Below are 12694 nucleotides of genomic sequence, written 5' to 3' on the forward strand. Positions count from 1 at the left end.
AACTTATGGCGGAACAATATGATCTTCTGATTCTGGGTGGCGGAACCGGCGGCTATGTAGCCGCCATTCGCGCCGCTCAATTAGGACTGAAGGTGGCGGTCGTCGAGAAGGAGAAGGTTGGAGGAACCTGCCTGCATAAAGGCTGCATGCCTTCCAAAGCGATGCTGAAAAGTGCGGAAATGCTGCACGCGGCAAGGAAGCTGGATGAGTTCGGTGTTTCTGTAGGCGACGCCACACTGAATTTTGCAAAAGTGATGGAGCGAAAAGACAAAATTGTGGCTCAGCTGCACAAAGGGGTTCAGCATCTCCTGAAAAAGAACAATGTGCCGGTGATCGAAGGTTTTGGCCGGGTCATGGGACCTTCCATTTTCTCACCGCGTGCCGGTGCGGTTCGGATTGAAAGGCCGGATGGGGAGTCTGAGATTCTGGCTCCGAACAATGTAATCATTGCAACCGGTTCCCGTCCCAAAGCGCTCCCAGGGCTTGCATTTGACGGAGATAAAATTATCAATTCGGATCACGCTTTGGAATTAACGGACGTTCCCCGTTCGATGATTATTATTGGAGCCGGCGCTATTGGCGTGGAATGGGCGTCCATGATGAACGATTTCGGTTGTGAAGTGACACTCGTGGAATATATGCCCCATATTTTGCCGCTTGAAGACGAAGAAATCGCAAAAGAGCTGGCTCGCAACTTCAAGAAACGCAAGATGAACATCCTGACAAATGCGAAAGTTTTGCCGGAGACGGTTCAAATCGAAGGCAATGAAGTGACCGTTCAAGTTCAGCAAGGCGATAAAACGGAAACTCTGCGTGCGGAGAAAATCCTTGTTGCGGTGGGACGCGAGGCGGCTACTGACAACATTGGGCTCGAAGCTACGGAAGTTCAAGTGGAGCGCGGATTTATTAAAGTAAATTCGTTCATGCAAACTGCAGAGTCCAATATATTTGCAATCGGGGATGCAATTGGCGGCCTGCAATTGGCACATGTGGCCGCTCATGAAGGAATTGTCGCGGTAGAGAAGATTGCTGGACTCGATCCCCATCCGATCAATTATGATCACGTACCAAGGTGTACCTATTCTCGTCCTGAAGTGGCAAGCGTAGGAATTACCGAGAAACAAGCACGGGAACGAGGTCACGAAGTAAAAGTGGGGAATTTCCCTTTCCGTGCGATTGGAAAAGCGTTGGTCAACGGCGAGGTCGACGGCTTTGTCAAGATAATTTCCGATGCAAAGACGAACGATTTGCTGGGTGTACATATGATAGGCCCACATGTAACAGATATGATTTCGGAAGCGGGACTTGCGATGCTGCTGGATGCAACCGCTTGGGAGGTTGGAGTGTCAATTCACCCTCATCCGACGCTCTCCGAGGCGATAGGGGAGGCCGCATTGGCTGTGGATGGAAAAGCAATCCACTACTAAAAATATAGAATTAAATCTTCCGAACGGGGAGGAGTTAGAATGAGTAAGCACGGAGTTAAAATGAGTAAGCACGAAGAGTTGGGTCTTTCAAAAGAGCAGCTGCTGGAAATGTATTATTACATGCTGTTGGCCCGTCGGCTGGACGAACGGCAATGGTTGTTAAACCGTGCGGGTAAGATTCCATTCGTGATTTCTTGTCAAGGACAGGAAGCTGCTCAAGTTGGTGCCGCTTATGCGCTTGACCGGCAGAATGATTATGTATGCCCTTACTACCGCGATTTCGGGATCGTCCTCGTGTTTGGTCAAACTGCACGGGATACGATGATGTCCGCTTTTGCAAAGGCTGAGGACCCGAATTCCGGCGGACGCCAAATGCCGGGGCATTTCGGGGGCAAAAAATACCGTGTAGTAACTGGTTCCTCTCCCGTTGCAACACAAGTTCCACATGCAGTTGGGATTGCCCTCGCAGCCAAAATGCGTGGAGAACAAACTGTCGCATTTACGTCACTGGGGGAAGGTTCTACCAACCAGGGAGATTTCCATGAGGCGTGCAACTTTGCGGGTGTACACAAGCTGCCAGTGATTTTCTATGTGGAAAACAATAAATACGCAATCTCAGTTCCCAGCAGTAAGCAGCTCGGTTGTGAGAACGTAGCCGATCGCGCAATTGGCTATGGTTTTCCCGGCGTGATTGTAGACGGAAACGATGTGTTGGAAGTGTATCGTGTCTTTAAGGAAGCGCGTGAACGTGCGATCCAAGGGGAAGGACCAACGTTGATTGAAGCTAAAACCTATCGCCTGGTTCCACATTCTTCTGACGATGATGACCGGAGCTACCGTTCTCGTGAGGAAGTGGAAGAAGCGAAGAGAAAAGATCCGATCCTCACGTTTAAGGACTACCTTTTGCAGCAAGGGGTTCTGACAGAGGAACTGGTTAACCAGTACGAAGAGCGTGTCATGAAAGAAGTGAATGAAGCAACAGAAGCGGCGGAGAAAGCTCCGTATCCGGAGCCGGACAGCGCGTTGCTCCATGTATACGCGGAGTAAGGGGGAGCGGGAGATGGCGATCAAAACTTATATTGAAGCAATCACAGACGCAATGGCGGAAGAAATGGGAAATGACCCCAGAGTATTCGTACTCGGCGAAGACGTGGGTGTTCGCGGCGGGGTGTTCAGGGCTACCTCGGGCTTAATTGAGAAGTTCGGCGAATCCCGCGTCATGGATACTCCCCTCGCGGAATCGGCAATTGTTGGTGTTGCGGTCGGGGCTGCCATGGTTGGCATGCGTCCGATTGCGGAAATTCAATTTGCTGACTTTATCATGCCGGCTTACAATCAGATCGTTTCCGAGGCTGCCCGAATTCGCTACCGTTCCAACGGAGATTGGACTTGTCCACTCACTATCCGTGCACCGTATGGCGGAGGGGTCCATGGAGCACTCTATCATTCTCAGAGTGTCGAGGCACTTTTTCATCATGTGCCGGGCTTGAAGATAGTTACCCCATCCACTCCTTATGAAGCAAAGGGGCTGCTGAAAGCGGCAATCCGGGATGAGGACCCAGTCCTTTTCTTTGAACATAAACGCTGCTATCGGTTGATCAAGGGAGAAGTACCGGAAGAAGACTACGTATTGCCAATCGGAAAGGCAAATGTGAAGCGTGAAGGAACCGATATCACAGTGTTGACATACGGCTTAATGGTTCACTTCTGTCTGGAAGCGGCAGAAGCATTGGCACAAGAGGGGATTTCCGTTCATGTGGTCGACCTTGTAACATTGAAACCGCTGGATGTGGAAACGATTCTGCAAGCGGCAAGAAAAACGGGCAAGGTCCTCATTGTGCACGAAGATAACAAGTTTGGCGGCATTGGGGCTGAAGTATCTGCCATTATTTCGGAAGAGGCCCTGTTTGATCTGGATGCACCGGTTATGCGCCTTTGCGGCCCGGAGATTCCGGCAATGCCATACAGTCCGCCGCTTGAGAAGTTCTACCTTTTGACACCGTCTAAGATTGCGGATGCAATGCGAAAATTGGCTCAATTTTAATTCGGGATAAAAGTCGCGTTTAAGGAGGTAGCGGGATGGCGGAGATCAAAATGCCGCAGCTTGGAGAATCTGTCACGGAAGGTACGATCGGAAAATGGCTCAAACAGCCTGGCGATCGGATCAATAAATATGACCCGTTGTGTGAAGTCATCACAGACAAGGTAAATGCAGAAGTTCCCTCCGACTTTGAAGGGGTATTAACCACCATTCTCGTTGGAGAAGGGCAAACTGTGCCCGTCGGGACCGTTATCGCTGTCATTGACGAGGCGGATGCCGGAACGACGGGTGAGGCTGCGAAGGCGGCAAATGATACACCACAAGCACCTGTTGAGGCGGCAGTGAAGGCGGATGCGGGAGTAGTGAACGCCCAACAGGAGAAGCGGAAACCTGCCGATGAAGCGCGAGGAAGATTTTCTCCGGCGGTCCTGCATTTGATTCAAGAACATGATCTGGATCCGGCCTTGCTTACCGGTACAGGGGCAGGCGGTCGTATCACCCGCAAGGATGTGCTTGCTTTCATTGAACAAGGAGGTGCGGGCAAACGGCTAACCAAGACAGAAGAGGATCTGTCCTCCGTTGCTGCACCGACTATGCCCGGTACAGGACCTGTGCCGGTTCAGGTTGCCGCTGAAAAGGCTGCCGCTCCTCCGGTGAAGCTGACGGCAAATGCACAGACTTTAGAAAACGGGGACACCGCAATCGACGTCACTCCAATTCGTCAAACCATTGCGAGGCGTATGGTGGAAAGCAAGCATACAGCTCCACACGCATGGACCATGGTCGAAGCGGATGTTACCCATTTAGTGAAATTTCGGGAATCTGCAAAAGATTCATTTAAGCAAAAAGAAGGAATTTCTTTGACGTTCCTGCCGTTCTTTATCAAGGCGGTCGTGGAAACACTGAAAGAATTCCCGATCTTGAACTCGACATGGGCGGGAGATAAGATTATTATTAAGAAACGGATTCATATTTCAATTGCAGTAGCGACTGACGATGCGTTGTTTGTTCCTGTAATCAAAGATGCTGACCGTTTGTCGATAACGGGGCTTGGTCACGCAATTCACGATCTGGCGAAGAAGGCACGTGCCGGAAAGCTTACTCCTGACGATATTTCAGGCGGAACGTTTACGGTCAATAACACCGGAGCGTTTGGTTCGGTTCTGTCTCAGCCGATCATCAATTCACCCCAAGCGGCCATTCTTTCAATGGAATCAATCGTGAAGCGCCCGGTTGTGCTTGATAACGAGGCGATAGCGATTCGCTCGATGATGAACCTATGTTTGTCTCTCGATCACCGTGTCCTTGACGGGCTTGTCTGCGGCAAGTTTTTGGCGGCAGTGAAGCGACGCTTGGAATCGTTTGATGGGAGCAACGTAAGTTTATATTAAATGGTCGAAGCTGCCGGAAACGCGCTTCGATTCGAAGGGGTGCAAACCGCATCTCGACGGCAAGCCGTCGATTGCACTGTGGAGGTGTAGAGAGTGGAAGAACTCAATATTTTGAATAACCCGGAACCAGAACAAGAGAAACCGCTCCGTAGACCCGAATGGTTGAAGATTCGGCTCAATACAAACCAGAATTTTACTGAGCTGAAAGAACTGATGCGGGGTAACAGATTGCATACCGTATGTGAAGAAGCGCGCTGCCCGAACATATTTGAATGTTGGGCGAACCGGACAGCCACATTTATGATTTTAGGCTCGATCTGTACACGGGCCTGCCGTTTCTGCGCCGTTACTACCGGAATGCCGACTGAGTTGGATTGGGAGGAACCCGCCCGTGTTGCTGAATCTGTTGAAGTAATGGGATTGCAGCATGTGGTTGTTACCTCAGTGGCACGGGACGATTTGAATGATGGCGGAGCGGCGATCTTTGCCGCAACCATTCGTGCCATCCGTGAAAAACGACCCATGTGCTCCGTGGAAGTATTGATTCCCGACTTCCAAGGAAATTGGGATGCATTAAAGGTTGTAACGGATGAGCGGCCGGATATTCTGAACCACAATATTGAAACGGTTCGCCGTTTGTCGGATAAAGTGCGTGCGAAAGCGAAATATGATCGTTCGCTGGAACTCTTGCGGAGAGCGAAAGAATTCCAACCGGATATCCCCACCAAGTCCAGCATTATGCTTGGGGTTGGGGAAACGTACGAAGAGGTCCTGGAAGCGATGGATGATTTGCGTTCCGTCGATTGCGACATCATGACGATCGGGCAGTATCTCCAACCGACGAAAAAGCATCTTGACGTGGTGAGATTCTGGACTCCGGAAGAGTTTTCTTCTCTGAAAGAAGAAGGAATGAAAAGAGGATTCAAGCATGTTGAATCCGGTCCTTTGGTTCGAAGTTCCTATCACGCGCATGAACAGGTTCAGCACGCGGAAGCAAATGTGAGATAAGGAGCCCCCCTCGCGGATGCGGGGGGTTCTTTGATGATATTTTCGGGTCCCCACGAAAGTACTCGGATTATGCTTCAGCGCTTTGCGTCACTTTCGTGGGTGTATGTTTGGAGGGGTTTGCATGTTCACCACTTGTAAGGTGATTGATCTGGGATGGATTGAATACGGACCTGCTTCCGAGCTGCAGAAACAAGCGGTTCAAGAAGTCATGGCGGATAAATCAACGAGCCGCATCTATTTGTTGGAACATCTGCCCGTCTACACAATTGGACGAGCCGGCGGCGAACACAATGTACTGGTAGATGAGACACAGTTAAAGGAATTAGGGATTTCGAAGTACGAAGTGGACCGCGGTGGAGATGTCACCTATCATGGGCCCGGTCAGCTGGTCGGGTACCCGATTTTGCCTTTAACCCGTTGGGGCAATGACGTTCGCCAATATGTACGGATGCTTGAAGAAGTGGTGATCCGATTTTTACGTGGATATGGAATTGAGGGTGGTCGAATTGAGGGATTGTCCGGGGTTTGGGTGGGACCGGAGAAGATCTGCGCAATTGGCGTGAAAGCTTCACGGGACAGGCATGGCAAAAGTTTTATTACGTCACACGGATTTGCCTTAAATGTACAGCCGAACCTGAGCCACTTTGCCAACATTATTCCTTGCGGAATCGTGGATAAGGGTGTAACTTCGATGAAGAAATTGCTAGACCGAGAGATTGCCATGGGTGAAGTAAAACAAGGGTGGGTCCAAGCGTTTGAGGAAGTGTTTGAAGTAAAATGTGAATGGGACTCAAGTGATGTTTAAGCCTTCTGCTTACGCTTCAGTACGAAAATTTCTTTTTCATGTTCGCCGGTCTTGTGGACGAGAAATTCTGCGGATTGAGACACCTCATTTAACAGCGTTTTGATTTCCGCAACATTCTCTTTGAGGACGGAACCATCTTCTTTGAGGACTGTGACGTCTCCCTGTAACTGGCGAACATCCATGGTTAGAGCCTCAATTTTTGCATTTGTGATCTTTTGGTTCTCCAGAATGGTACTCAACATAGTCTTGATTTCGTTCATTTGTTTCACCTCACGACTCAATTTTTGGTGATTCAATTTTCCAATTTCACTATATCATAGAAGGGTGCAGCCGAGCACCCTTTTTGTGCGTTAGGGTAAGGATTTCCGGGTGGATCAAAAATTTTTTCGAATCTAGTGTGACTATTTTCGCTGACAGGCGTATTACAGGATGAAGGTGGAGAGGAGGGATCCGGTTGTTCTCCGGAGGAAAAAAACGCGGGTGGGGATTCGCGCGAAAAAAAGAGGAAATGGGCAACGCAAAGGAGACCCCTCAGGATCCGTCGGAACTGTTTACGTCTTTATACGATCAGTATTTTGATAAGGTCAACCGGTATTTGCGCTACCGGATCGGCAACCTGTGGGACGCGGACGATGTCACCGCGGTGGTTTTTACGAAAGCCTATGAAGCTTGTAAACGAGACGGGATTTCTGAACATTTCGGCCCCTGGATTTTCCGGGTGGCCCAAAATGCCTATGTTGACTATCTCCGAAAAAGAGGCCGTTCTTTAACCGTCGATCAGGAACTCCACGCGGAAATCTCGGATGACAGCTGGCAAACGGAAGAAGAGGTCATGATTCAGGAAAATACAAGAACACTGCATGAAATGCTGGCACAATTACCCGATGAGTATCGGGATGTGGTAAGTCTGAAATACATAGCCGAATTGAAGATCAGCGAGATTGCAGATGTTCTCGATAAAACCGAGGGTGCGGTGAAAACTCTTTTGTACAGGGCGATTCGAAAACTTCGAGGCATCTATGAAGAGGCTGAAAGGAGGGAACGCGATGAATAACGAACTGTGGGACCGCAACGAGATGCTTCCCCCGCAATTGGTACAAGATTTGTCTTCTTTGCGAGAATCCATTCAAACGAACGAACTGCTGCGCGCAAAGCTTCGGAAACAATTGCTGTCCGATATTTCTTCAGCGGCAAGTGATCGCCCTGGCCCGGTGGAAGCGGAGAATCAAAGCAAACGGAGTTGGAAATGGGGGGCAATTGCGACGGGAGCGGTTGCTTTGATCAGTTGGATCACCTACAGCTTTGCTGGCTCGTCTGATACTTCAGAAACAGCCAACCATGTCGAGGTTGTTCAACAACGGCAGATTTTTGCGATGAACTCCGATTGGGGTACGTCCGAGATACGTGTAAAATATACAGTTAGGGCTGGATAATAAATCCAACCCCACGGTTATGTTAATATGAGTTCACAGTCTAATGGTTGTGGAACGGTATTCAAATCAATTACATAATCACCAAACCGCTTGATGTGACTGGTCATATAAGGGCTTAAATCCGCAATATCCTTACTGTCTATTCCATAACCTTGCCGGGACAGTTCACGTAGAATCGCGGTAAGATCCACGACATTCTGAAAAATGACGGCATTTGCAACCAGATCGTTATATTTGATCACTTTTTCCTGTTCCTTCGGATCATTGTCAGAAATAGTCCCTTCCCCGCCAAAGAAAAGCCACTTCGCAAACCCATTATAGGCTTCGGCTTTATTGGTTGTCGCTGTGATTTGCTGTCGCAGTTCCATATCCGAAATGTACTGTAGTAGATAGATGGTACGGACCACCCGACCAAGTTCTCGGAAAGCTTGGTATAACCGATTCTTACGGCTATAGGTGCCCAATTTACGAAGGAGAACGGCGGAGGATATCTTGCCGGCCTTGATCGAGAGTACGACTCTAAGCAGGTCCTTCCAGTGCGTTTTTATCAACTGCCAGTTGATCGTGTCGCTGAATAAACTGTCAATGTGCTTATAAACGATATCTTTAGTGGGCCGGTAAAACTCGAGTTTTTTCAAGTTTCGTATCCGCGGCATTAATTTAATCCCGAGCAAATATGCTAGGGCGAAAACCGGCGTGGATTGCCCTTGAGTATCTGCGTGTACGGTGTCCGGCTGAATATCGGACTTATTTCTTAAAAGTCCTTCGATGATATATACCGCTTCCCATACACCACAAGGTATAAAGTGACTGAACAGGGCAATGTAGTTATCCGCGACATGGTGGTAAGCAATTCCCCCATATCCACCGTAGCGAATGTGGTATTCGGCCAGCAGATTTTCCTCGTAAATGTCGTATTGAGTCCCGTCGGCAGCGGCCGTTTTTCCGCTTCCCCATAGCTTAGGAAGATCAAACTGGTAGTATTGATTGATAATATCTTTGATAGCTTCGTCTAGTTTCTTTGCTGTGAAATGGCGCTGATTTACAAATGAGAGAGTTCGCGGAGTCGCTAATCCCCGCATATGGCGTGCGGCCTGGGCGGGACCCAGGTTACATCCGTAAGCAAAGGTGTTAAGAATGTATCGTTCTTGGGGATGCTCCAGTTTGGGATCGGAGCCGGAAAGCGGACCAAAATGCCGAGTCCAGTTGATCCAATGCTCCACGTTACAAAGTATGTCGATGATGTTGCGTTCCGGCATACGCTGATGGATTAAGGTTTCTAAGTGCTTGAGTGGAGGGCTGGGTTCCTGACGTTTCGGTCGTTTTAAAACCGGTTCTCCTTCCTCGTTGATCTCCACGATCTGCTCACAATCCGGATAGACCTGGTCAATTGAGTGGCACGTTTCTATCATCAAATTTCTCAATTGATTCACAAATTCTTCTGCATTGTCGGCAAAGTCCATTTCGTTACAAAAGTCGGCCAGCATCGGCCATATTCTTCCCAGGTCAACAATTGTTCCCGATAGTCGGCATAAGTATCCGACCCCTTCACACAAACATCTCCGGACTTGAGTTCTGCCGCCAAATATGAAAACACGCACACTTCCAGATGCCGACGAGCGACCTGCCAGCCTGTGTGCTTGCGTACCCGGATGGTCCGTTGCCACAGTTCAGAAGCAAACGAGAGATCTACCTCGTCCGGAAGCCAATCGGCGCGGCGATGCCGGTGTTCCATGACGAAATCTAAAGCCTTCATTAATCTTGGATCTTGGCTGGTGGACTCCATCTGGAGAGAGTCAAGAAGCCGGAACAATACGGGTCTATGGCTCCGGAAAAACTTTACAATCAGCGGGAAGTAGTTATTCCCGTTGTAGGAAGCCACAGCTTCGCAGTCATCAAGAAGTGCAGGAATACTCCCATGGGAAGCCAGAGCCTCTTTAACCAAACGGCCGGCTTGATCATCTTGGGGGTCGTCCTGCAAGACTTGCAATACCTCCGTGAAAGCCGAAACCAGGTTTTCGGTCTTCTCCCGATGTTTTTCCCGTACTCGTTCCAGTTCCTCCTTTCCGGAATTGTGCAGGCTCCCCATTCTCTTGATGAACAATGTCCCGAGATTGTCACGTGTATTTACTTGTACACGGTAAATCATCAAAGCAGCAGTGTATAGCGCTTGGAAGGAGAGAAATCTTTTAGCTCCCTTGCGTCTAAAACGTTGGCTTGAGCAGCAAAATGTTTCACTTTGGCCGGAGGAATTCCCTCTAAATAGCGTCCAACATCACCGAAGGAAGACAGCCAGACAAGATGGTCCAACTGTTCTTTTATTTCTGAAAGCCTCGCTTGTTTTGGCAACTGTTTTAACCGGTTGTAATCGCTAAAATGTTGATCGATTCCTCTTTCTAACAACCCGTCAAGCCGTTTAATCTCTTGCATCGTTAGCCGATTCGTCACCTGTTGAAAGAATCGCTGATTCACCATGGTTCGAATATGTCCAGCTAACCGATCGAGTGTGCTAAACGCCGGGAGTTCATAACACTGATGAATCAATTTCGCAATCGCCACGTTGATCAGGTCAGCTGGGTGATCCATCACTTCAGCTGCTTTTTGAACTGCCTCTAGGACGATTCGTTGAGCTTCCTTCCCATAGGGAATGATTTTGCGGAAGGTCCGAATGTGAGCTTGGTGTTCATACCGGGTTCGGGGTTTGTCATATCCGGGAGAGACATCAGATGGAAGGTTCATCTTTCTTCGGATATGGTCCACCACCATAGGTGGAACCTCTTCTAGTTTAGGGAAGTAGCCTAGCCGTTGGGATGTTTTAAGTAGGATCATGGCATTTAACAGGTGTATGGGGCCACGCGCAATGGTATGAACAAACTGCATTTCCTCAGTTGTCGGTGAATAAACCGTGTTCAACTCTTTTTCGCTCAAGATTCGTTTGAATCTGGGATATGCTGTTCTCTCAATTGATGCCATAACAACCCCCCTCTATTTATGTAAGTAGCGATATACAGTGGTACGAGAAATGCCCATCATTTCCGCAATATCTTTGATGGGAGTGCCACTGGCCGAAAGAGTTTTAATCATCTCTTCTTCCTTCTTGCCGAACTTTTCTGGACGGCCACCTAACCGCCCTCTGGCACGAGCTGCCGCTCGTCCTGCCTCAGTTCGTTCACGAATCAGATTCCGCTCAAACTCAGCAAAGGAAGCAAACAAATGGAACATCAATTGTCCTGTTGCGTTGGAGCGATCCATCGTAATACCTTCCTGAAGGCTATGGAAGCTGATGCCTCGTTCATTCAAATCGTTAACCACTTGGATCAGGTGACGCATCGTGCGACCTAACCGATCCAATCGCCAAACAACCAACGTGTCGCCGGAACGTAAATATTGAAGAGCCTCATCCAGTCCTTTCCGTTTGTCTGAGACTCCACTGACTTTATCCTGGAAGATCTGTTCGCATCCATGCGCTCTTAGCGCATCGAGTTGGAGATCTAGGTTTTGGTCTACAGTGGAAACACGAGCATAACCTACTTTCATCTCTATCAGCCCTTCTACTTCGTGTAAGGTAACTTAAATTAAAATATCATTCTGAACATACATAACTTTACACTGTTTTTGGACATTAAAAAAGAGAGATTTCGTTAATCTCCCTTCTCGATTTAGGATGTTCAGTAAGTTGTATCTTTCTGGACACAAGGTAAAATCCATGTCATGTTATCTCGCCATCTCCTATTTCCATTTTTATACAAATTGATTAATTGGATTTATTTGTGAACTTTTTGTGAATTAACATAATTTAACAGGTAAAATAAGGTTTATATAGAATATAGTAGTTGTCGCGCCAAAAAATTGTAAAGGAGTGGGGTAGTATGAAAAAGTTTTGGAAAATCGCTCTCGGTACAGCTTTGGGGGTGGCATCACTTGTTGGGGTGGCATCGGCTGCTATTGTTTCGTCGGCTAATCTCTATACCTATCAAAGCTCTGCTGAAGGAAGTCCGTACTATTACGGACCGGGATATGTTTATGAAGATGCATCTGTATCCACGGGGTCTGGTACAGGAATGAACGCAAAGGTCATGAAAGTGATTGAATATTGGCCTGACTCGGCAATTGACACCGTAACGGTTACTTCTGGTAATCCGGTGTACGGACGTTACGTTTCGCTTCCTTCGAACACTAATCAGTATTATATCCGACTTGAACAAAACAGTAATTACGGTAAAGCAGACGGAACAGGATATCACTACCGTTAATCTTTCTCTGTTTGCTGGGTAATTAGGAAAGCCTATCCACGATAGGCTTTCCTAAAAATAATACATTATACCTTGCATTATTATGTATTAACCTTTCCTTAACAGGTTGGTGGTGCAAGGTGCAAATTAACAAAGAGATTCTGAAGGGCTACAAAAACTTTGGGAATTCCAAGGAAATTACCGAGTTAAAAACAGAAATGAAAAATCATCTGATTGATTCGGCAAAAGAATTTCAGCGTCAGGGTATGTCAGAAGAAGAAAGTGTTCGACTGTATACGGTAACCTAAAAATACGCCACACCGCTCATTGAAACTTCCCCCACCCTGACCGATAATC

Annotated in this window: 12 protein-coding genes and 1 pseudogene; 10 read left to right on the plus strand and 3 right to left on the minus strand. The window is 48.1% G+C overall.

All coding sequences use genetic code 11. The features are described 5' to 3' along the window. Positions 1–5: 5 nt before the first annotated feature. From lpdA to lipB, 6 genes are all read left to right on the plus strand, one after another. Complete coding sequence (gene lpdA / locus ACFO8Q_RS17840) at positions 6–1427, plus strand: dihydrolipoyl dehydrogenase (protein WP_380027480.1); 1422 nt, start codon at positions 6–8, stop codon at positions 1425–1427. Positions 1428–1466: 39 nt separating this feature from the next. After that, positions 1467–2474 (plus strand): thiamine pyrophosphate-dependent dehydrogenase E1 component subunit alpha, encoded by a 1008-nt coding sequence (locus ACFO8Q_RS17845; RefSeq protein WP_380027482.1) that lies wholly within the window; start codon positions 1467–1469, stop codon positions 2472–2474. 13 nt (positions 2475–2487) lie between these two features. Beyond that, complete coding sequence (locus ACFO8Q_RS17850; protein WP_380027484.1) at positions 2488–3471, plus strand: alpha-ketoacid dehydrogenase subunit beta; 984 nt, start codon at positions 2488–2490, stop codon at positions 3469–3471. Positions 3472–3506: 35 nt separating this feature from the next. After that, positions 3507–4859, plus strand: a complete 1353-nt coding sequence (locus ACFO8Q_RS17855; protein ID WP_380027486.1) for a dihydrolipoamide acetyltransferase family protein — start codon at positions 3507–3509, stop codon at positions 4857–4859. 93 nt (positions 4860–4952) lie between these two features. Further along, on the plus strand, positions 4953–5867 hold the full coding sequence (lipA, locus tag ACFO8Q_RS17860) for a lipoyl synthase (protein WP_380027489.1): 915 nt from the start codon (positions 4953–4955) through the stop codon (positions 5865–5867). Between the two features lie 121 nt (positions 5868–5988). Then, a complete protein-coding gene (gene lipB / locus ACFO8Q_RS17865; RefSeq protein WP_380027491.1) occupies positions 5989–6672 on the plus strand; it encodes a lipoyl(octanoyl) transferase LipB in 684 nt (227 codons plus the stop codon). On the opposite strand, the gene ACFO8Q_RS17870 is transcribed toward lipB, so the two are convergent. Next, positions 6669–6932, minus strand: a complete 264-nt coding sequence (locus tag ACFO8Q_RS17870; protein ID WP_380027493.1) for a hypothetical protein — start codon at positions 6930–6932, stop codon at positions 6669–6671. The genes lipB and ACFO8Q_RS17870 overlap by 4 nt on opposite strands. A 194-nt stretch (positions 6933–7126) precedes the next feature. Between ACFO8Q_RS17870 and ACFO8Q_RS17875 the strand changes: the two genes are divergently transcribed. Together ACFO8Q_RS17875 and ACFO8Q_RS17880 are read left to right on the plus strand one after the other, a co-directional pair. Further along, on the plus strand, positions 7127–7726 hold the full coding sequence (locus tag ACFO8Q_RS17875; RefSeq protein WP_380027495.1) for an RNA polymerase sigma factor: 600 nt from the start codon (positions 7127–7129) through the stop codon (positions 7724–7726). Next, entirely contained in the window at positions 7719–8105 is a 387-nt protein-coding gene (locus tag ACFO8Q_RS17880; protein ID WP_380027497.1) for a hypothetical protein, read from the plus strand. The genes ACFO8Q_RS17875 and ACFO8Q_RS17880 overlap by 8 nt, the downstream gene beginning before the upstream one ends. A 17-nt stretch (positions 8106–8122) precedes the next feature. On the opposite strand, the pseudogene ACFO8Q_RS17885 reads toward ACFO8Q_RS17880, so the two are convergent. Beyond that, a pseudogene (locus ACFO8Q_RS17885) lies at positions 8123–11078 on the minus strand (Tn3 family transposase). A 12-nt stretch (positions 11079–11090) separates the two neighbouring features. Next, the gene (locus ACFO8Q_RS17890; RefSeq protein ID WP_380027499.1) at positions 11091–11642 is read right to left on the minus strand and encodes a recombinase family protein; all 552 of its coding nucleotides are present in this window, start codon (positions 11640–11642) and stop codon (positions 11091–11093) included. A 332-nt stretch (positions 11643–11974) separates the two neighbouring features. Between ACFO8Q_RS17890 and ACFO8Q_RS17895 the strand changes: the two genes are divergently transcribed. Both ACFO8Q_RS17895 and ACFO8Q_RS17900 read left to right on the plus strand, forming a co-directional pair. Beyond that, positions 11975–12358 carry a hypothetical protein gene (locus ACFO8Q_RS17895; RefSeq protein WP_380027501.1) on the plus strand — a complete coding sequence of 128 codons (384 nt, stop codon included), beginning with the start codon at positions 11975–11977 and terminating at the stop codon, positions 12356–12358. Positions 12359–12477: 119 nt separating this feature from the next. Beyond that, positions 12478–12645 (plus strand): permease prefix domain 1-containing protein, encoded by a 168-nt coding sequence (locus ACFO8Q_RS17900; protein WP_380027503.1) that lies wholly within the window; start codon positions 12478–12480, stop codon positions 12643–12645. The last annotated feature ends 49 nt before the right edge of the window (positions 12646–12694 follow it).

This window comes from Effusibacillus consociatus, from assembly GCF_042652925.1.
GTDB lineage: Bacteria > Bacillota > Bacilli > Tumebacillales > Effusibacillaceae > Effusibacillus > Effusibacillus consociatus.

Bases quoted from the DNA above. Each gene is read 5' to 3' on its own strand.
- lpdA (WP_380027480.1), top strand. From the start codon at position 6: ATGGCGGAACAATATGATCTTCTGATTCTGGGTGGCGGAACCGGCGGC.
- ACFO8Q_RS17845 (WP_380027482.1), top strand. From the start codon at position 1,467: ATGAGTAAGCACGGAGTTAAAATGAGTAAGCACGAAGAGTTGGGTCTT.
- ACFO8Q_RS17850 (WP_380027484.1), top strand. From the start codon at position 2,488: ATGGCGATCAAAACTTATATTGAAGCAATCACAGACGCAATGGCGGAA.
- ACFO8Q_RS17855 (WP_380027486.1), top strand. From the start codon at position 3,507: ATGGCGGAGATCAAAATGCCGCAGCTTGGAGAATCTGTCACGGAAGGT.
- lipB (WP_380027491.1), top strand. From the start codon at position 5,989: ATGTTCACCACTTGTAAGGTGATTGATCTGGGATGGATTGAATACGGA.
- ACFO8Q_RS17870 (WP_380027493.1), bottom strand. From the start codon at position 6,932: ATGAACGAAATCAAGACTATGTTGAGTACCATTCTGGAGAACCAAAAG.
- ACFO8Q_RS17880 (WP_380027497.1), top strand. From the start codon at position 7,719: ATGAATAACGAACTGTGGGACCGCAACGAGATGCTTCCCCCGCAATTG.
- ACFO8Q_RS17890 (WP_380027499.1), bottom strand. From the start codon at position 11,642: ATGAAAGTAGGTTATGCTCGTGTTTCCACTGTAGACCAAAACCTAGAT.
- ACFO8Q_RS17895 (WP_380027501.1), top strand. From the start codon at position 11,975: ATGAAAAAGTTTTGGAAAATCGCTCTCGGTACAGCTTTGGGGGTGGCA.